17 protein-coding genes are annotated in these 17,913 nt (G+C 66.3%); 8 read left to right on the top strand and 9 right to left on the bottom strand.

The window, feature by feature from the left end:
• Nucleotides 1–163: 163 nt before the first annotated feature.
• Complete coding sequence (locus G6N77_RS11380; RefSeq protein ID WP_165182280.1) at nucleotides 164–955, top strand: class I SAM-dependent methyltransferase; 792 nt, start codon at nucleotides 164–166, stop codon at nucleotides 953–955.
• Between the two features lie 19 nt (nucleotides 956–974).
• Here the strand turns inward: G6N77_RS11380 and G6N77_RS11375 are convergent, their stop codons facing one another.
• The gene (locus G6N77_RS11375) at nucleotides 975–1,811 is read right to left on the bottom strand and encodes a maleylpyruvate isomerase family mycothiol-dependent enzyme (RefSeq protein ID WP_165182279.1); all 837 of its coding nucleotides are present in this window, start codon (nucleotides 1,809–1,811) and stop codon (nucleotides 975–977) included.
• Between the two features lie 9 nt (nucleotides 1,812–1,820).
• Entirely contained in the window at nucleotides 1,821–2,456 is a 636-nt protein-coding gene (locus tag G6N77_RS11370) for a TetR/AcrR family transcriptional regulator (protein ID WP_165182278.1), read from the bottom strand.
• A 245-nt stretch (nucleotides 2,457–2,701) separates the two neighbouring features.
• Between G6N77_RS11370 and G6N77_RS11365 the strand changes: the two genes are divergently transcribed.
• The 3 genes from G6N77_RS11365 to G6N77_RS11355 all read left to right on the top strand — a co-directional run bounded on the left by G6N77_RS11365 (nucleotide 2,702) and on the right by G6N77_RS11355 (nucleotide 5,322).
• Complete coding sequence (locus G6N77_RS11365) at nucleotides 2,702–3,412, top strand: response regulator transcription factor (protein ID WP_165182306.1); 711 nt, start codon at nucleotides 2,702–2,704, stop codon at nucleotides 3,410–3,412.
• A 6-nt stretch (nucleotides 3,413–3,418) separates the two neighbouring features.
• Nucleotides 3,419–4,918, top strand: coding sequence for a sensor histidine kinase (locus G6N77_RS11360; protein WP_165182277.1), 1,500 nt, complete (start codon nucleotides 3,419–3,421; stop codon nucleotides 4,916–4,918).
• 110 nt (nucleotides 4,919–5,028) lie between these two features.
• Nucleotides 5,029–5,322, top strand: coding sequence for a WXG100 family type VII secretion target (locus G6N77_RS11355; RefSeq protein ID WP_165182276.1), 294 nt, complete (start codon nucleotides 5,029–5,031; stop codon nucleotides 5,320–5,322).
• A gap of 30 nt (nucleotides 5,323–5,352) precedes the next feature.
• Here the strand turns inward: G6N77_RS11355 and G6N77_RS11350 are convergent, their stop codons facing one another.
• Together G6N77_RS11350 and groL are read right to left on the bottom strand one after the other, a co-directional pair.
• Nucleotides 5,353–6,327, bottom strand: a complete 975-nt coding sequence (locus tag G6N77_RS11350; protein WP_165182275.1) for a ribonuclease HI family protein — start codon at nucleotides 6,325–6,327, stop codon at nucleotides 5,353–5,355.
• 89 nt (nucleotides 6,328–6,416) lie between these two features.
• The gene (groL, locus tag G6N77_RS11345) at nucleotides 6,417–8,045 is read right to left on the bottom strand and encodes a chaperonin GroEL (protein WP_165182274.1); all 1,629 of its coding nucleotides are present in this window, start codon (nucleotides 8,043–8,045) and stop codon (nucleotides 6,417–6,419) included.
• Nucleotides 8,046–8,469: 424 nt separating this feature from the next.
• Here groL and G6N77_RS11340 point away from each other — a divergent pair, with 424 nt between their 5' ends.
• Nucleotides 8,470–8,922 (top strand): TM2 domain-containing protein, encoded by a 453-nt coding sequence (locus G6N77_RS11340; protein WP_240901986.1) that lies wholly within the window; start codon nucleotides 8,470–8,472, stop codon nucleotides 8,920–8,922.
• 513 nt (nucleotides 8,923–9,435) lie between these two features.
• Here the strand turns inward: G6N77_RS11340 and G6N77_RS11335 are convergent.
• The gene (locus tag G6N77_RS11335) at nucleotides 9,436–10,038 is read right to left on the bottom strand and encodes a LytR C-terminal domain-containing protein (RefSeq protein WP_165182273.1); all 603 of its coding nucleotides are present in this window, start codon (nucleotides 10,036–10,038) and stop codon (nucleotides 9,436–9,438) included.
• A gap of 42 nt (nucleotides 10,039–10,080) precedes the next feature.
• Nucleotides 10,081–10,350 carry a DUF3263 domain-containing protein gene (locus G6N77_RS11330; protein WP_165182304.1) on the bottom strand — a complete coding sequence of 90 codons (270 nt, stop codon included), beginning with the start codon at nucleotides 10,348–10,350 and terminating at the stop codon, nucleotides 10,081–10,083.
• Nucleotides 10,351–10,664: 314 nt separating this feature from the next.
• Here G6N77_RS11330 and G6N77_RS11325 point away from each other — a divergent pair, with 314 nt between their 5' ends.
• Both G6N77_RS11325 and G6N77_RS11320 read left to right on the top strand, forming a co-directional pair.
• Entirely contained in the window at nucleotides 10,665–11,330 is a 666-nt protein-coding gene (locus G6N77_RS11325; protein WP_240902003.1) for a uracil-DNA glycosylase, read from the top strand.
• A 68-nt stretch (nucleotides 11,331–11,398) separates the two neighbouring features.
• The gene (locus tag G6N77_RS11320; RefSeq protein ID WP_306987319.1) at nucleotides 11,399–12,253 is read left to right on the top strand and encodes a siderophore-interacting protein; all 855 of its coding nucleotides are present in this window, start codon (nucleotides 11,399–11,401) and stop codon (nucleotides 12,251–12,253) included.
• Nucleotides 12,254–12,283: 30 nt separating this feature from the next.
• Here G6N77_RS11320 and G6N77_RS11315 read toward each other — a convergent pair whose 3' ends face one another.
• The 3 genes from G6N77_RS11315 to G6N77_RS11305 all read right to left on the bottom strand — a co-directional run bounded on the left by G6N77_RS11315 (nucleotide 12,284) and on the right by G6N77_RS11305 (nucleotide 16,281).
• Nucleotides 12,284–13,663: a threonine/serine exporter family protein gene (locus G6N77_RS11315; protein ID WP_165182303.1), complete on the bottom strand. Its 1,380-nt coding sequence runs from the start codon at nucleotides 13,661–13,663 to the stop codon at nucleotides 12,284–12,286.
• A 155-nt stretch (nucleotides 13,664–13,818) separates the two neighbouring features.
• Nucleotides 13,819–15,111 carry a peptidoglycan bridge formation glycyltransferase FemA/FemB family protein gene (locus tag G6N77_RS11310; protein WP_165182271.1) on the bottom strand — a complete coding sequence of 431 codons (1,293 nt, stop codon included), beginning with the start codon at nucleotides 15,109–15,111 and terminating at the stop codon, nucleotides 13,819–13,821.
• A 96-nt stretch (nucleotides 15,112–15,207) separates the two neighbouring features.
• A complete protein-coding gene (locus G6N77_RS11305) occupies nucleotides 15,208–16,281 on the bottom strand; it encodes a lipid II:glycine glycyltransferase FemX (protein ID WP_165182270.1) in 1,074 nt (357 codons plus the stop codon).
• A gap of 163 nt (nucleotides 16,282–16,444) precedes the next feature.
• On the opposite strand from G6N77_RS11305, the gene G6N77_RS11300 reads away from it, so the two are divergent.
• Nucleotides 16,445–17,911 carry an ABC transporter permease gene (locus G6N77_RS11300; protein WP_165182269.1) on the top strand — a complete coding sequence of 489 codons (1,467 nt, stop codon included), beginning with the start codon at nucleotides 16,445–16,447 and terminating at the stop codon, nucleotides 17,909–17,911.
• Nucleotides 17,912–17,913: the final 2 nt, after the last annotated feature.

The raw sequence follows: 17,913 nt of genomic DNA, 5'->3' as shown, positions 1-17,913 counted from the left end.
GGCACTTTTCCCCGACGCTCCCGCATCCTGCTGAGGGAGCGTTCGCGAAAACACCCCCAATTGCGAGCGAGCGTCTTGAAAAAACGCCCCGATTGCAACCGAGCGTCCGGGAGTGGTGCGGAGTAGGATCGCTTCACACAGGTCCGTTCCAGCTGGAGGCGTCATGGATTACGAAGATTCCGTTGCCGCACACTATGGGAGCGGCGGCGTCCTGGAGCGGATGCTGGCCGTGGTGCGCAATGCCGGGGGCAATCCTGAACACTTTGCGCCGGCGGATCTCCGCGGCGCGGACCAGCTCCACATTGGCGGCCCGGCCGCCACGTCCAGGGTGGCCACAAGGGCCGGAATCAGGGCGGGCGCCCGCGTGTTGGACATCGGCTCCGGGCTGGGCGGGGTGGCACGGCACCTGGCCGGCGACTTCGGCGCCACAGTGCACGGGGTGGACCTTACGCCGGAATTTGTGGCCGCGGCGCAGAATCTGTCCGAGCGAACCGGGCTGGCCGAACAGCTGGAATTCACCCAGGCCAGCGCCCTTGCCCTCCCCCTGGCGGACGCCTCATTTGACGCTGCCGTGCTGGTCCACGTGGGCATGAACATCCGCGACAAGGACCGGCTGTTTGCCGAGGCAGCCCGCGTCCTGCGGCCCGGCGGCGTCCTTGCCGTCTACGACATCATGGTCACGGGCGGGGACATCGAGGCCTACCCGATGCCCTGGGCCCCCACCGCGGAGACGTCCTTTGTCCAGCCCCCGCTCGCCTATTCGGATGCGCTGGCCCAGGCTGGATTCGACGTCGGCCATGAAGCCAAGCCGCTGCCCGAGGGGATCGCCTTCCTGGAGCACGCGCTTGACGCCGGAGGTCCCGTGGGGCTGGCCGGGTCCGCCCTGGCAAACTTGCTGACTGCCTTCCGCGCGGGCATTTTGGCACCCGTTGAAATCTATGCCCACCGCCCCTGAAGTCCCTCACCGGGGCACGTCAGAACAAGATGCGCAGCGCGGCCAGCCGTTCCACCTGGCGGGGGTCGCCCGCCACGCAGGCCAGACCTGAGTCAGGAGTCCGCCCGGAGAGTCCCCTGACAAATTCAAGCCCGACGCCGGCCGCCCGGGTTTGCAGGCCGGCCCCACCCAGGTGCCAACTTCCGGAAATCTCCCCGGTGAGTTCCAATTCCAGGCCGGGTCCGGAGGCCGGCTCAATTCCGCCGGCTGCAGCCGGCCCGGAAGCCCATTCCACCGCAACGTCGCGCATGATCTGCTCCACCACCAATTGGTCCGCGCCAGCGGTTCCGCGGGGCACCCCTGTGGCGCGGGCCAGGTCAATGGCGTGCATCCAGGCGTCGCGCAGGTAGATGACGTTGTACAGGTAGCCCAGCCGCAACGGCGAGTGGCCGGGCGCCATGGACTTGTCCACCGGAATCCCTGCCAGCACCCTGGGAAACGTGCGGACCCGGTGGGAGACCTTGGCAAAGTTGGCCTCGTAGGCCTGCACCAGCGCAGCCGGGGACAATTCCGCGTGGGCGTCGATTTGCGCCTGGTTTGCGGCATCCAGGGGTGAAAGTGATGGGTGCCTCTTGTGCCCCTGCCTGCGGTGCCGCAAGGTGGCGCGAACGCCCATCACATCCTCCTGCGCCCCGAGCAGGTGGGCCGCCATGTCGCGGACCGTCCATCCGGTGCAGTCCGTGCCGGCACCCCAGCTGGCAGCGGGCAGGGCGCGCAGCTGGCCGGTCACGGCCTTCATGACGGTGAGGTAGCCTGCAGCGGCGGATTCGCTGCCGGCAGCCGGGATTGACGTTGCGGAAATGGTCATGGCGCTCATGGTTCCTTCTTAGGGTGCGTAGTGTTCGAGCCACAGCTCGACCGCGGGCTCGGCCAGGCGCGCGTAGCGCCCGGACCCCCCTCCCGCGGGCTCGTTGGCCAGTTGTTGTGAGACGACTCCCGCCACCACCGTGGTGAACAGCAGTACGGCTTCCTCGGTGGCTGCGGACGCCCGCAGTTCCCGGCGTGCGACGGCGAGCACGATCTGTTCCTGCAACCGGGCGACCATCTCCTGGCTGGGCGCGAAGGCCCGCGGCGACGGTTCAAACCCCGGCACCGGCCGCCAGTTGATCAGCTGCGCGACGATTGGATTCCCCACCGACCACGCCACAAACGCCTGCGCCCCCGCGCGAAGGGCCGCGAGGGGCTGGTCCGGGTGCCTGCCGCCGGCCTCGCCGACGGCGTCGCGGAGTCCGGCGGCAGCCCTTTCAAAGAGTGCGTCGTAGACGGCATTTTTGGAGGGAAAGTATTCGTAGAGCGACGGCGGGCGCATGCCCACGCTGCGGGCCACGGCCGACAGGGACATGCCCGCCACGCCGTCCCGGGCCATCAGCTCCACTGCCGCGGCCAGGATTTCACCCATGGTGGCGTCCCGGCGGGCTTTGCGCCGGTCCAGCACCGGGCGGTGTTCCTGTTCTGGCTCCATGCCCTTATCATCTACCTAATGGCATTAGGAAATCAATAGGCCATTAGGAAATATCCCGGCCCCTGACTCAACCCCTGCCCAACCGCCGCCGGCCCGCGCGGGCCGCGTCCGCCGTCGAACTTCCCGGGGCAGGGACAAGTTTTCACCCGCCCCACTAGCCGCTGGGAGCTGCCTGAGCGTAAGCTGACAGAACTTACCCAAGGAATAGCCAGCTTATTCCCAGCCAATGGTCGGAGACTTAGATGGTGAAGAAGACCGGACCTGAAGCAAAGCTGCTCGTTGTGGACGACGAGCCCAATATTCGCGAACTGCTCTCCACTTCCCTCCGGTTTGCCGGTTTCGAAGTGGTGGCCGCCGCCAATGGCCGCGAAGCCCTGGCCGCCGCTGAAGAGTACAACCCTGACCTGGCCGTGCTGGATGTCATGCTCCCGGACATGGACGGGTTTACTGTCACGCGGCGCCTCCGCGCGGCCGGAAGGCACTTTCCCGTCCTGTTCCTGACGGCACGTGACGACACCGAGGACAAGGTCACGGGCCTGACCGTGGGCGGGGACGACTACGTGACGAAGCCGTTCAGCCTGGACGAGGTGGTGGCCCGCATCCGTGCCGTGCTGCGCCGCACCCAACCCATGGAGGACGACGACGCCGTGCTGCGCGTTGCCGACCTGGAGCTCGACGACGACGCCCACGAGGTCCGCCGCGCCGGCCAGACCGTGGAGCTCTCCCCGACCGAGTTCAAGCTGCTGCGCTACCTGATGCTCAACCCCAACAGGGTGCTTTCGAAGGCGCAAATTCTTGACCACGTGTGGGAGTACGACTTCAACGGCGACGCCTCCATTGTGGAGTCGTACATCTCCTACCTTCGCCGCAAGGTGGACACGGATGCCTCGCTGCCTGCCCTCATCCAGACCAAGCGCGGCGTGGGTTATGTGCTGCGAACGGCCGACAAGCGCTAACACGCCTTGATCAAGTTGTGGAAGAACGCATCCCTGCGTTCGCAGCTGGTGGCAATCATCAGCGCGCTGTTGACGCTGTCGCTGCTGGCGCTGGCCGCCTCAACGTTCCTGCTGCTCCACTCCTTTCTGGAAGAACAGATGGATGCCCAGCTGTCCACCTTCCAAAAGTCCATTGTGAACATTGGCACGGTGGATTCGACCAGCGCCGGACGTTCAGTGTTTGGCTTCGACTATTACGTGGGTTTCCGGTACTCGGACTCGGTGCTGGCGTCCCAAAACCGCTCCGGGCAGGACAAACCGGTATACCCGGCCTACTCGATGAAGCAGGCAGCTGCCCTGAACGGGAAGATGTTCACCGTCCCCAGCACCGACGGCGGGGCGCCGTGGCGGATCACGATCATCGCCCCGCAGGCTTTCTCCTACGGACCGCCCAATTTGGTGGGAAGCCCGCCTGAATACCTTGGCTACGTGGTGGTCGGGCTGCCCTATGAAGGCCTCAACATCACCCTGGAACGCCTGGCCGTGGTCATCGCCGGCGTGGCCATTCTGGCCGTCACCCTGGGCACCATGATCGCGTACTGGACGGTCACCCGCTCCTTTCAGCCGCTGGGCAGGGTTGAAAAGACGGCCGCCGCGATTGCTGCCGGAGACCTGACCCGGCGCGTGGACATTGAAAACCCCGCCACCGAGGTGGGGCGCCTCTCCGGATCGCTGAACACCATGCTGGCGCACATTGAGCAGGCCTTTGCCGCCAGGACTGCGTCGGAGAAACGGATGCGCCGCTTCGTGGCGGACGCTTCCCACGAGCTTCGCACCCCCCTGGTCACCATCCGGGGATTCTCCGAGCTGTACCGCCACGGCGCGCTGCAAACCCCGGACGACGTCGGCACGGCCATGGGGCGCATTGAAAGCGAGGCCAAGCGCATGGGCGAACTTGTTGAGGACCTGCTCATGCTGGCCCGCATTGACGAGCAGCGCCCCCTCCAGCTGCGTCCCGTGGACCTGCTGCTCATCGGCCACGACGCGGTTCTGGACGCCCGGGCATCCGCCAGGGACCGGACGTTCTCCGTGGTGGGGCTCGACGGCGGCCGCGGGGCCCCGGCCCCCACGCTGGGAGACGAGGCCAAGTTGCGGCAGGTGGTGGCCAACCTCATGGGCAACGCCCTGCGCTACACCCCGGCCGGCTCTCCCGTGGAAATTGTGGTTGGCACGCGGCAGGAGGTTGGGCAAAAGATGTCTGTCATCAAGATCCGCGACCACGGCCCCGGCATCTCCGAGGACGATTCGCCGCGCATCTTTGAACGCTTCTACCGCGCCGACACCTCCCGCGACCGCAACACGGGCGGCAGCGGGCTGGGGCTGGCGATCGTCTCGGCCATTGTGGCCTCGCACGGGGGCACGGTCCGCCTGGAGCAGACCGCTGGAGGCGGCGCCACCATGGCCATTGAGCTGCCATTCACGGACGACGGCGCCGATGCCCCCTCCACAGACGGCAGCAACGACTAACCCATCCACAGATTGCGGCGGCGGCTCCGTCTGTCGGCTACGGGGACCCTATGGTGGAGGCATCCAACAAACATTCCCGCACGGGACACTGCAGTTAAGGAACCCCCGCCATGGCACAGTTCAACGTCAACTCCGACGACCTCGCGATCAAGAGTACGGCCGTCAAGGGTTCAGTGGAGCGCATCCGCATGGAAGTGGACGCCATGAAGCGCAACCTGCTGGACCTGGAAGGCACCTGGACGGGGTCGGCCGCCACCAACTTCCAGGCCCTGCTGCAGGAATGGCATGCCACCCAGGTCAAGGTGGAAGCTTCCCTGGAGAGCATCAATTCGGCCCTGTCGATGGCAGCCACCCAATACGCACAGGCCGAGGACGCCAACGCCAGGATGTTCAGCGCACGTTGATGCGTGTCTGATTCGGGAGCAGCCAGGCGGCTATGCTTCGCGGGTCCCTTGGTGGAAGCGCAGCTGCCACCGGCCGTTGTCCCGGCGCCAGAGGGAACTGCGCAGCGAAGTGCCGTGCAGCCCGACGCACCTGTAGGTCAGCAGGGCCGTATCGGTGTCCACGCTGTCAAGCGTCAGGACGTCAAGCGTGGCCGGGCTGCCGTCCTCTTCGGCGAGGGAGACAATCAGGTCCTCGCGGGACCAGGAACGGCCGGAAGCGCCGAACTCCACAAAGTCGCGGTGCAGCAGGCGGCCCACCCTCGTGGGGTCGGCGCGCACCTCGGGGTCCATGAGCTCGCGTTCCAGCTCCACCAGGATGCCCAGGCCGCCATCCGGGGACGGGGCAAAGGCGGGGTCCGGCTCATCGTCGAGGCTGGAGAATAAATCGAGCTGCGCCACGGCCTCCGCCGGCCCCGCTGCGGGTGCTGCTGCGGCGGTTACAGGGGGAACGTCAGCCTGCACTAAAGCGGGTGCCGGCGCCTGTGGCCCGCCGCTTGCCGCGCCGGGAAAGCCCGGGCCTTCGTCGGGGGCGCGCCTGCCCTGGTACGCCGTGGCCGCATCCCGGGCACGGTCGTCGGCAGCCTCGTTGAGGTCGTGGCCCGCGTGGCCCTTGACCCATTCGAACGTGAAATTGCGGCCCACAATGGCGGCGTCAATCTGCTTGAGCAGGTCCACGTTGAGCACCGGCTTGCCGTCGGACTTCCGCCACCCCTTGCGCTTCCAGCCCGGCATCCACTTGGTCACGCAGTTGATGACGTACTGGCTGTCGCACAGGATGTGCAGCGGCTCCTGCGGGACATGGGCGGTGGAGAGGAAAAGGTCCAGCACTGCCATGAGCTCTCCCATGTTGTTGGTGCCGTGCGGCCAGCCCCCTGCACGCCAGCAGTCGTCGTTCACGTACCAGGCCCAGCCCGCGGGGCCAGGATTTCCCAATGCCGAACCGTCGGCTGCCGCAACAATAGTCATATGTCCATACTTTCAGATGCCACCGATACTTAAACGCCAGGGCGCACCTTCCGAAGTGGAAAGTGCGCCCTGGTGCTGGCAGCTGAGGGCTAGAAGCCGCCCATGCCGCCCATGTCGTCTCCGCCGCCGGCAGCCGGTGCAGCCTTTTCGGGCTTGTCGGCCACTACGGCTTCGGTGGTCAGGAACAGCCCGGCGATGGACGCCGCGTTCTGCAGTGCGGAACGGGTCACCTTTACCGGGTCGTTGACGCCGGCAGCCAGCAGGTCCTCGTACACGCCGGTGGCGGCATTGAGGCCGTGGCCCACGGGCAGGCCGCGAACCTTGTCGACAACCACGCCGGGCTCGAAGCCGGCGTTGAAGGCGATCTGCTTCAGCGGGGCGTCGATGGCAACCTTGACGATGTTGGCACCAGTGGCCTCGTCGCCTTCCAGGTTCAGGCTGTCGAAGGCCTTCACGCCGGCCTGGATCAGGGCAACGCCACCGCCGGGGACGATACCTTCTTCAACGGCAGCCTTCGCGTTGCGGACTGCGTCCTCAATGCGGTGCTTGCGTTCCTTGAGCTCAACTTCGGTTGCCGCGCCGGCCTTGATGACTGCAACGCCGCCGGCCAGCTTGGCCAGGCGCTCCTGCAGCTTCTCGCGGTCGTAGTCGGAATCGGAGTTCTCGATCTCGGCACGGATCTGCGCCACGCGCCCTGCGATGGCGTCGGCTTCGCCGGCACCTTCAACAATGGTGGTCTCGTCCTTGGTGACAACAACCTTGCGGGCCTTGCCCAGCAGGTCAAGGGTGGTGTTCTCCAGCTTGAGGCCGACTTCCTCGGAGATGACCTGGCCACCGGTGAGGATGGCGATGTCAGCGAGCTGTGCCTTGCGGCGGTCGCCAAAGCCGGGGGCCTTGACAGCAACGGACTTGAACAGGCCGCGGATCTTGTTCACGATCAGCGTGGCCAGGGCCTCGCCCTCAACGTCTTCGGCGATGATCAGCAGCGGCTTGTTGGACGCCATGACCTTTTCCAGGACCGCAACCAGGTCCTTGACGTTGGAGATCTTGGAATTGACGATCAGGATGTACGGGTCTTCGAGGACCGTTTCCTGGCGCTCGGTGTCCGTGACGAAGTAAGCGGAAATGTAGCCCTTGTCGAAGCGCATGCCTTCGGTGAGTTCCAGTTCCAGGCCGAAGGTGTTGGACTCCTCGACAGTGATGACGCCTTCCTTGCCAACCTTGTCGAGGGCTTCGGCAATGAGTGCGCCAATTTCGGTGTCGCCGGCGGAGATGGAGGCCGTGGCCGCGATCTCTTCCTTCGTCTCAATCTCCTTGGCGGAGATCAGCAGCTGCTCGATGACGGCTGCAACAGCCTTCTCGATGCCGCGCTTGAGCGAGAGCGGGTCTGCTCCGGCCGCAACGTTGCGCAGGCCTTCCTTGACCAGTGCCTGGGCCAGCACGGTTGCCGTCGTCGTGCCGTCACCGGCGATGTCGTCGGTCTTCTTGGCAACTTCCTTGACCAGCTCGGCGCCGATCTTCTCGTAGGGGTCGTCCAGCTCGATCTCCTTGGCGATGGAAACGCCGTCGTTGGTGATCGTGGGGGCGCCCCACTTCTTTTCGAGAACGACGTTGCGGCCGCGCGGGCCCAAGGTGACCTTGACGGCGTCGGCGAGGATGTTCAGGCCCCGCTCAAGGCCGCGGCGTGCCTCTTCATCGAATGCAATGATCTTGGCCATTTAGGCTTCAGTCCTTTCGGGACAGTCATTTTGGACTCTTGTTCCCCACAGTGGTGCCCGCGACGGACGGACCCGGCACCGGCGATCTATTTCACCCCGGCAGCGGAATCCTCACCACATGAGGAAAGTTATTACCTCCGACGGCGGCTGCCTGGCTAGGAACTAGCAGTCACCACCACAGAGTGCTAAGTCAATAATTAGCACTCGACACCCTAGAGTGCAAGCGCGGATTGTCCCGATGTGCTGACGGCGAACGGAATGCTGCGCCATTTCTGCCACGAACGGCCGCCGCCATCTTGCAAATACTTCCCCGGGCCAACACAACCGGCTAGCGTGGGGCGTGCAGCATCGCATTCCGCACCTGTGACATACGAACTCAATGCACCCGTTCACCAACATCAACGGCACCACTGAAGGAGTCACCATGAGTGAGAACCAAAACCCCGATTTGCCTGCAGAACCAGAGCCCGCGCCGGCTCCCCCATTTCCCGCCCCCGAAGCTCCGGCAGCTTATGCCGATGCACCGCCACCTCCGGTCTACCAGGAACAGCCGTACCAGCAGCCCATGGACCAGGCACCCCCTGCCTACCAGGCCCAGCCGTACCAGCAGCAGGGCTACCCGCAGCAGCCCGGCTTCCAGCAGCCCGGCTATGAGCAAAAGTCAAAGATCGTGGCCGGCATACTGGGCATCCTGTTGGGCAGCCTCGGCATCCACCGCTTTTACCTTGGCTACACGAAGATCGGCATCATCCAGATCGTCGTGACATTTGTGACCATCGGATTCGGCGGCATCTGGGGCTTTATCGAAGGCATCATGATCCTTGTCGGCGCAGATCCCTTCAAGCGCGACGCAAACGGTGTACCGCTGAAGGATTGAATTCACGGGCGCAATCGCATGACGACAGCGCAGATATGGCGGGCGAACCATCAGTTCGCCCGCCATATCTGTGCTGTCGGCGGTAAAAGGTGAACGCGGGGTGCCGCGCAGTGAGGCCGAACCCCGCCGAACCAGGGGCAAGCCATGAGAACGGTGGGTCCCCGGGCAGATTTCTAAACTGCGGGGCGAACCCGCGAACGCACCGACAAGATACCCCGGCACCGCGGAGTGGCCCCGTTATCGGCGAGCAGAGCCCAGCTTGCGGCGGTTTGGCCCCGTTATCGGCGAGCAGGGCTTGGCTTGCGGCTGCTTTCCCCCGCCGTCGCCACATGCCAACTACGCGAAGGGGCTTCGTCTTCCCCACGTGGCCGCAAGCGCAACGTGGCCGCAAGCGAAGGGCGGGGACCCGGCGTCGTGCACTCAGCCTGGACGGAACGCTCGGGACTCCCGGCGCCAAACCCGTCCTGAATCCAGCGTACAAATCGGCGGACCCCAACCCGGCCCAGTTGCGGGCTACTGGGCGCCGGGGCCCAGGATTACAGCCAGGGGCGTCCCGATTTCGGCGCTGTCCAGCAGGGTGGGGATGTTCAGGAGCTTGCCCAATTCCTCGGCGTTCGCCTTCTGGGCCACGCCGTTGTAGACAATGGACGACGCCCCCTGCGGCCGGCCCGCCCAGTTGGCCGCCTGCGACACGGTCCAGCCGTCCGTCATGACTATTCCGGAATACTTGGCCGCCAGCCCGCCGATGCCCGTGGCGTTGTAGATCGCAACGGGGGTGGCCTTGTTCAGGACCGAGTCGGGCGTTGGCGTGGGGGTCGGTGTCGGCGTTTCCGCGGCAGCCGTGGTGTGGGGGGCGGCGCTGGAGGGCAGCGGGCTGGGCGTGGTGGCCTTGGCGGAGGTCGACGACACGGCCGCGGGAGGATTGGTCACGGCGTGGTTGCCGCTCAGCTTGGGCACAATCAGGAACGCCAGCAGGCCAATGCACAGGGCTGCCACACCGAAGGTCATGAGCGGCATCAGGCTCCGGGGCGGCGCCTCAAGGGAGGCACGGTGGACGCCATGACGGGCCGAGTTCTCCAGGACACGGTCAAATTCATCCCGCGGGTAATTGCTCATAGTGCAGTGCTGTCCTTGTGGGTGAGGCAGTAAGGGCGTGCGTCAGTTGCCCAGCCGGCGCGCGGTCCGGGCCTTTTGTCGCGACGTACGTAGTCTACGCAACCGCTTGACCAGCATGGGGTCATGGGCCAGGGCGGCCTCCGTGTCGATCAGCGCATTGAGGATTTGGTAGTAGTGTGTCGCGGACAGGTCGAACAAGTCGCGGATGGCCTGCTCCTTGGCCCCGGCGTACTTCCACCACTGCCGTTCCAGTGCCAGCATTTGCGTGTCCCGCTCGGTCAGCCCGTGCTCCCGGCCCGCATCCGGCACCATGTTTCCGCCGTGTGCAGGTGGCAGGGGTTCAGCTGCTTGCGTCACAACACGCTCTCTTTCCTGTCCACACGGCCGCGCCCGGCAGGCACCGCTCCTTCTACCATGATAATGGCGAATCACACGAGTGTCATTTGGGAGGTTGTGGACAGGCAGGCAGCGGGCCGCGCCTGTGGAGGGATGAAGCCTGCACGGCAGGGGGCGAGAATGGAACCATGGATTCCCTGCCTGCACTGTTCGAACTGCCCGAACCCGCTTCCCCCGCCGGTTGGGACGGCGCCCAGCTGCAGGCCCTGGAAACCCTGGCGTCCCATCCCATGGCGCTCATGGCCCCGGACTGGGCGGAGGCCCTTGCGCCCCAGGAGGACACGCTGCGCGGCCTCGGCACCATGCTGCGCCGGGAGTACGACGCCGGTGCCTCCTTCCTGCCGCCGCCCACCGGTGTGCTGCGTGCTTTGGGAGCACCCCTTTCAGGGGTCAAGGTGCTGATAGTTGGCCAGGACCCGTACCCCACGCCGGGCCACTCCGTGGGCCTGGCCTTTGCCGTGGACAAGGCCACGCGCCCCCTGCCGCGCAGCCTGAACAACATTTACAAGGAGCTCCAGGCGGATCTGGGCATCCCGCCGGCCGCCCATGGCGACCTGAGCGCCTGGGCCGGGCAGGGCGTCCTCCTGCTGAACCGGGTGCTCACGGTGGCGCCGGGAGCGGCGGGTTCGCACCGCCGTCGTGGGTGGGAAAAGGTCACCGAGGCCGTGATCCGGACGCTGGCGGCCCGGGACCGGCCCCTGGTCAGCGTGCTGTGGGGCCGCGACGCGCAAAAACTGGCGCCGCTGCTGGGCGGCACGGCCATCATTGAATCGGCACACCCCAGCCCGTTGTCGGCGTCCAGGGGCTTCTTCGGCTCGCGCCCGTTCAGCCGCATCAACGATTCACTGCGCGCGCAGGGCGCCTCCCCCATCGACTGGGCGCTGCCGGCGGCCTGAGCGGCGGCTGATATTCTTAGGCCCATCTCACGCGGCCGCGCGGCGGCACCAACCCCCAGGAGTATTTTGTGAATCCCGCTGGCACCAGCCCGGAACCGTTTGTTGCCCCCGCCGTCAAGCCCCGCACGCAGGTGTCCCTGGCCGTGGTCCGCACCGAACGGCTCAGCCCCCACATGGTGCGCGTGGTGGCCGGCGGGCCCGGGCTGGCGGCGTTTGTGCCCAAGGATGCCACGGACATGTACGTCAAGATCCACTTCCTGCAGCCGGGCGTGGAGTACGCGGAGCCGGTGGACGTGTTTGCCCTCCGCGAGTTCATGCCGCGCGAGCAGTGGCCGGCCACTCGCACGTACACCGTCCGCTGGGTGGACCTGGCAGCGCAGGAAATCGCCATTGACTTTGTGGTCCACGGCGACTCCGGGCTGGCCGGGCCGTGGGCCGCGGCAGCAGCCCCCGGGGACAGGATCATCTTTTCCGGGCCCGGCGGCGCCTACCGGCCCAATCCGGATGCCGACTGGTACCTTTTCGCCGGGGATGAGGCCGCCCTGCCCGCCATCGCGGCCGCCCTCGAGGCCCTGCCCGCCGGGGCCTCCGGGCTGGCCTACCTTGAGGTGGACACCGCGGCGGACATCCAGCCAATTGACGCGCCCGACGGCGTCGACGTCACCTGGCTGTTCCGCGAAGGCGCCACCCCGGACCGGTGCACGGCCCTGGTCGACGCCGTGGCCTCGGGGACATGGCCGGCCGGGCGCGTGGATGCCTTCATCCACGGCGAACGGGAGTACATGAAGCAGCTGCGCGACGTCCTGTTCAAGCAGCGCGGACTGGACCGCTCCCAGGTCTCCCTGTCCGGCTACTGGGCCTACGGGCGCACGGAGGACTACTTCCAGGCCGAAAAGAAGCAGCCCATCGGCCAGATCCTCTAACTACCGCCGGCGGTTGCGGCGCCGGCGGTTCTACCGCCTGCGGTTGCGGCGCCTGTCCTTCTGGCCGTTGGAGCGGGTCAGCGGGCGGGCCATGTTGTCCCCCAGGACCACGCCGGCCGCGACGGCCAGGATCACCACCAAGGCGTTGAAGATGCCGACGGCGCCCGTCACGGAATCGTTGGGCGTGAGGGTCATGACAAACATGGCCCGGAAGATGGAAAGCCCCACCAGCAGGAAAATGATGGACGGAACGGCCACCACCAGCTGCGGGGCGCCCAGGCGGAGGGCGATGACCCGGGCCAGGATGCCCACCACAATGGCTGCCAGCGCGGGCGCAAACCGTGCGCCGAGGCCAAATTCCATGCCGTAGTAGTAGGCCAGGTAGCCCGCCAGCGCCACCGCCGTGGTGGGCAGCAGCAGCCGCACCGACGTCTGCTCGGCAATGCAGATCGCCACGGTGGACAGCGCCACCAGCAGCAACACCACGTACAGCGGCAGGGTGGCCGCGATGGGCTCGGCCACGTTGAGCCTGTCCGTGCCGAAGAGCGCCCCGATGACAAGTGCGACGGCGATGCCGGAAACTATGGCCCCAAAGGTCAAAAAAGCGGAGAGGAAGCGCCCGGCGGCCGTGACGGGGAAGCCGTTGATGGCGTCCTGCACGGCGGAGACCAGCCGCCCCGAGGGCAGCATGAGCAGGATCCCGCCGGCCACCACCACGGAAGGGCTCAGCGGGACGTGGAACATGAAGCACAGCACGGCCACCACGGTGACAATGAAGGAGCTGATCGCGGTGACGAAGAAGTCCGGCACCCGCCATTTGCCCAGCACGCGGGCCACCTGGCCGGCCAGCAGGATGGTCACCAGTGCCACTCCCATGCCAAAGGCGGAGCCGCCGATGACCCCAACGACGGCGGCAGCGAACACTGCTTCGGCCAGGGCCACCATCCACCGGGGAAACGGCTTGGGCGCCTTAATGATGGTGTCCAGGCGGCGGTGGGCCTCCGCGCGCCCCACGCCGCTGCCGACAATGTCCGTCACCAGTTCGTGCACCTGCACCAGGCCGGCATAGTTGCTGGTCCACGACCGCACCACGCGCAGCAAGGTGATGGGCACGCCGTCGCGGTGGGCGTAGTTGATGATGACGGACTGGTTGGTGATGTCCACCTCAATGTTGCGCAGCCCAAAGGCGGCGGTCACGGCGATGATGGACGTCTCCACCTCCAGGGCGCCGGCCCCGTACCGGAACATCGTCTCAGCCAGGCGCAGGGCAAAGTCGATGGTCTTGCGCGCCGACTCATCCGCCTTGCCCACCTGGATCATTGGGTTGGCATACGGACTGCCGGCCAGCCGTTCCACAATGTTCATGGGTGCCGTCGGAGGGGTGTCGCCCTGGACCAGCCTGCGGATCATGCGGCGCGCCGAGGCGTTGGCCCGCGCCTGGGCGGGCGTCAGCGGCTTGGGGGCGGGCGTCAGCGGCTTGGCGGCGGGCGTCAGCGGCTTGGGGGCGGGCGGCCGGCCCTCCTGCGGGTTACGCGGCTCGGATTCCACGTGCTGAGCCTTCCGGGCTACTTGCCGCTGAGCTTGCTGCGCAGGGACCCCACGGCCCCCCGGAGGACCGAGACTGTTTCCCGGGCCTTCTCCGCAGCCTTGTTGGGCGTGCTGGTGAAGTAGCCGGTCTGTTCCTCCACGACCCCGCCAAAGCCACGCTTGAAGCGGTACACGCCATGCTGTTCGGGGTTGTTGCTGAACTCGCCCTTGGTCCCGTAGAAGTTGTAGCGCCTGATGCCGCGTGCCATGGCTTCCTGGAGGGCATGCCAGTGGAGGGCGTAGCTGGCGTGGAAGTGTGAGTAGTGGTCGTAGGAGCCGCCGGCCAGGAACACCGTCTCCCCCGCGAACGTGATGAACACGGCGGCGGTCAGCACGGCCTGCGGCCCGTCCTCACGCAGCCTGGGCAGGTCGGCAAGTTTCGCCTGGGAGCTGCCCCACGTTTGCTCGGCCGCGGCAAGCCGCTTGGCGTTCTTGGCATTGTCGGGCGCCGCTTCGAGGGCGGCCCGGGCCTTTTCCAGGGCAGCCGAGTCGGTTTTGACCTGTGCCGCCAGCTCGCCCTCATAGCGTTCGACGTCGAGCCGGGCCACCAGGAACTCGATGTGCTCGGGGCCGAAAACGTGGGCCAGGGAGCGGTAGTAGTCCTCGTCCCGGTAGTCAAAGCCGCGGCGCTCCCCCGTGTGGCGCATGACGGCGAAGAACTGGTCCAGTTCATCCTCTGCCAGCGCGCTGACCTCGATGGGGCTCTTGAGGACCTTCTTCACGGAGCGCGTGGCCTGCCCGTCAAAGCCGGCCAGCAGTTGCTCCGGCGTCGCAATTCCGGTCAGGTCCTTGGCGAAGTACCAGCGCAGGTAAAGCGGGTTGGCGTCCACCTCCGTGTTGTCCTGGTGCTCGAAGCCCAGTTCCGCCAGGGCCTGGACCACGTCGGCATCCGTGTAGCCGTCGTCAATGATATTGGCGTCCTGGTCGCGGTGGTTGGCCAGCAGCTTCGGGTTGAAGGTGAAGCTGAGGACCTTGTGGGCCTTGAGGTCTTCCTCAAGCCGGGTGAAGAAAAAGGTGCGGAGGGGGGCGTCGCGGTAATCCAGGACAGGGCCCTGGAGGCATTCGACGTCGGCAAATCCGCCCAGGACGTTGCGCGAGCTCAGCAGCGCAGCCGCCACCACGGCGCCGTCGTGCTTGACACCCACCATGCGCATGGTCCAGCCATTGCCGTCGCGGCGGGCGCCCATCATCGAGGACTGCATGAAACTGCCCGTCGCCTGGGAGTCAACGAAGGTGTCAAATTCACCGGCGGTCAATTCTGAATATTCCATGTGGTTTTCCTCTTTGCTCCCTGGAAGTATCGCGTGTGCTGCCCGTAGCTGGCGGCCGTGCGGCCGGGCCCGGTAAATCTGTCTGGTGTGGAAGGCCTAGTAAAATCGCTGCCCGGTGCGCCGGACGTATGCCTGCCGTGCCAGCCGCTCACCGACGGTGGTCCAAATCCTGTATTTCACCGGAGAGAAGGCCAGGTCCCAGCACCCCACAAAGTCTGTCACGGTCTTCGTGAAGCTGGTCTTGAACAGTCCCAGCCCGTGGTGCGGGTGGGTGGGGTCCTTGAGCCGGTCCGACGGCGGCGTGCCGCAGAAGTCATACTGCACGGCGCCCAGGTCCTTCATGTCCAGGATGGCGGCCCACTGGATCAGGTGCGAATCGCCGTACTGAGAGCGCTTTTGCAGCGATCCGCCGTCCTTGTAGGTGGCCTTGGTCCCGTAGTTGATCACGAAGGCGCCAACCGAGGGGACGCCGTCCTCGTGTACAAAGTAAAACCTGCCCTGGCCGCGGCTGGCGAACTCGGTCCAGAACTGGCGAAAGTAGCCAAACTCACGTGCCTTGCCCGCATTTTTGGCCTCAAAGGTGCCCTCCATGAGGCCGTACATGCTGCGCATGGTCTCCTCCGAGGGCTCCATGGGCGTCACCTCCACGCCTTCTCGCTGGGCGCGCCGGACGGCGTTGCGGCCCCGCGAATGGAGCTTGCGCAGCAGTTCGTTCGGTTCGGGCGTGATGTCCAGCAGGGCCGTGTGGTCGTTGGGCTGCAGGTCCGGCGCCTTGGTAAATCCGGCATCCCTGAGCACGTCCAGGGCTTCTTCGGTCTTGACGATGTCCGGTTCAATTTTGACGGCGAACACGTTCAGCCGGGCCTGCCGCGAGAACGTGCGCAGGGCCGCCATGACGGCCGGCAGCTCCGCTATGCCGGGGATGTCGGGGCCCTTGATCAGGTACCACAGCCGGCCCAGGAGGGGGTAGGACTTTTCCAGGGCCAGGTTGTAGCTGGTGTACCCGGGCCCCTCAATTGCCAGGAATTGCGGTGTCCAGCCATGGTTTTTCTTCACGGCGGCAAACGCTTCGGACTGCAGGAGGTTGCCGCCGTTGGGGTTTGCCGTGACCAGTGTGTCCCATTGGTCAATCTCGGCGGCGGTGGCAAATCGTGCGGTGAATTCGAGCAAGTGAGGCCTCAATTACGTCGTTGGTGTTCCCGCCGAACAGTCTACCGGCCCGGAATCTCACAGCCCACGCACAGCCCACCCCTATCGAACGCTCCGCCGGCCGCCAGAACATGGAAGCTGGACGGCCGCCGCTCGGGTGGCCATCAAAAGCAGGGAGCAGGACATGGGTGTGGTTTCCCGGAGCGTGGGCAACGCGTTCCGCAACAAGGTGCGCAGCGGCGCCGTCGTGGTCATTTTGGCGGTGGCAATAGGGCTGGCGCTGGCCATGCTGGTGGCCAACCAGGCGGTGGGCGCCAAGGTCGACTCACTCAAGGCGTCCGTGGGCAACAATCTCACGGTCAATCCGGCAGGCTCCCGCGGAGGGCTCGGCGGCGGCAACCCTCTGACCGCTGCTGACGCCACCAAGGCGGCCGCCGTCGCGCATGTAACAAGCGTCAACGGGACGTTGAGTGTGCGGCTGGCCAATTCGGCGGCAACGTCCACCACGACGGCGACGCCCGGGGCCGGGCAGGGCGCCGACCGCGGGGGCCCCGGCGGCGGTTTTGGCTCCAGCGGCACCACCAGCCTCAAGTCGGCTGTTGACCCCGGCGTCCTGGGCCAGCGCAACAACAGCAACAGCGGCGCCACCGGAGGCTCGACGGGCGGCAGCACCACCACGCGCCCCGCGTTCACCATCCCCATCCAGGCCACGGGCGTTTCAACCTCGACGACGGCCACGGGTGCGGCCATCAAGGTCACCAGCGGCGCGCAGCTGACGGACTTTGCGGCCAATTCAACCCAGGCCCTGGTCGGCACCACGCTGGCCACCAAGAATTCCCTGAAGGTTGGTTCCACCTTCACCGTCCAGAGCCGCACCATGACGGTGACGGGCATTTTCGACGCCGGGGACGCCTTCGACAACAACGGCATCTACCTGCCGCTGGCCGCCACGCAGACCCTGACCAGCCAGGCCGGCCAGCTCAGCAGCCTGAACGTGGTGGTGGACAACATTGAAAATGTCTCCGCCACACAGGCCGCCCTCACCGCCTCACTCGGGGCCACCAATGTGGACGTAACGGCCGGCTCCTCGGGCCTGCAATCAGCCATCAGCTCCCTCGGCAGCGTGCAAAGCATCTCCCTCATCGCCTTCATCGCCTCCCTCGTCACGGCCGGGCTCATAGTGCTGCTGATCATGATCATGGTGGTGCGTGAACGGCGTCGGGAAATTGGCGTGTTGAAGGCGATCGGAGCCGCCAACCGCACCATCGGCGTCCAGTTTGTCCTGGAGGCCATGGTCCTGGTGGTCATGGGCACCGTGGTGGGCGCCGTCGTGGCCGCATTTAGCAGCAACCCGATCGTCAGCGCCCTGGTGGCCGGAAACACCGGTTCCACGGCAGCGGCGGCCGGCCCCGTCCAGGGCGCCGGGGGCGGCGGCGGGTTCGGCGGCGGGTTCGGCGGCGGCGGGTTCACCCGGACCCGCGGCGCCTTCTCGGGTGCCAGCCAGCTCATCGGAACCATCAGCACATCCGTCGGCTGGCAGACCCTGGTGCTGGGCGCCGTCGGAATTCTGGTGATCGCCGCAATTGGCGCCCTGATCCCGTCCCTGCTGACAGCAAAAGTCCGCCCCATCGAAGTCCTGCGAGGAGAGTAAAC

The organism is Arthrobacter silviterrae, from assembly GCF_011045165.1.
GTDB lineage: Bacteria > Actinomycetota > Actinomycetes > Actinomycetales > Micrococcaceae > Specibacter > Specibacter silviterrae.
This window is presented reverse-complemented; position numbering and strand designations above follow the sequence as displayed.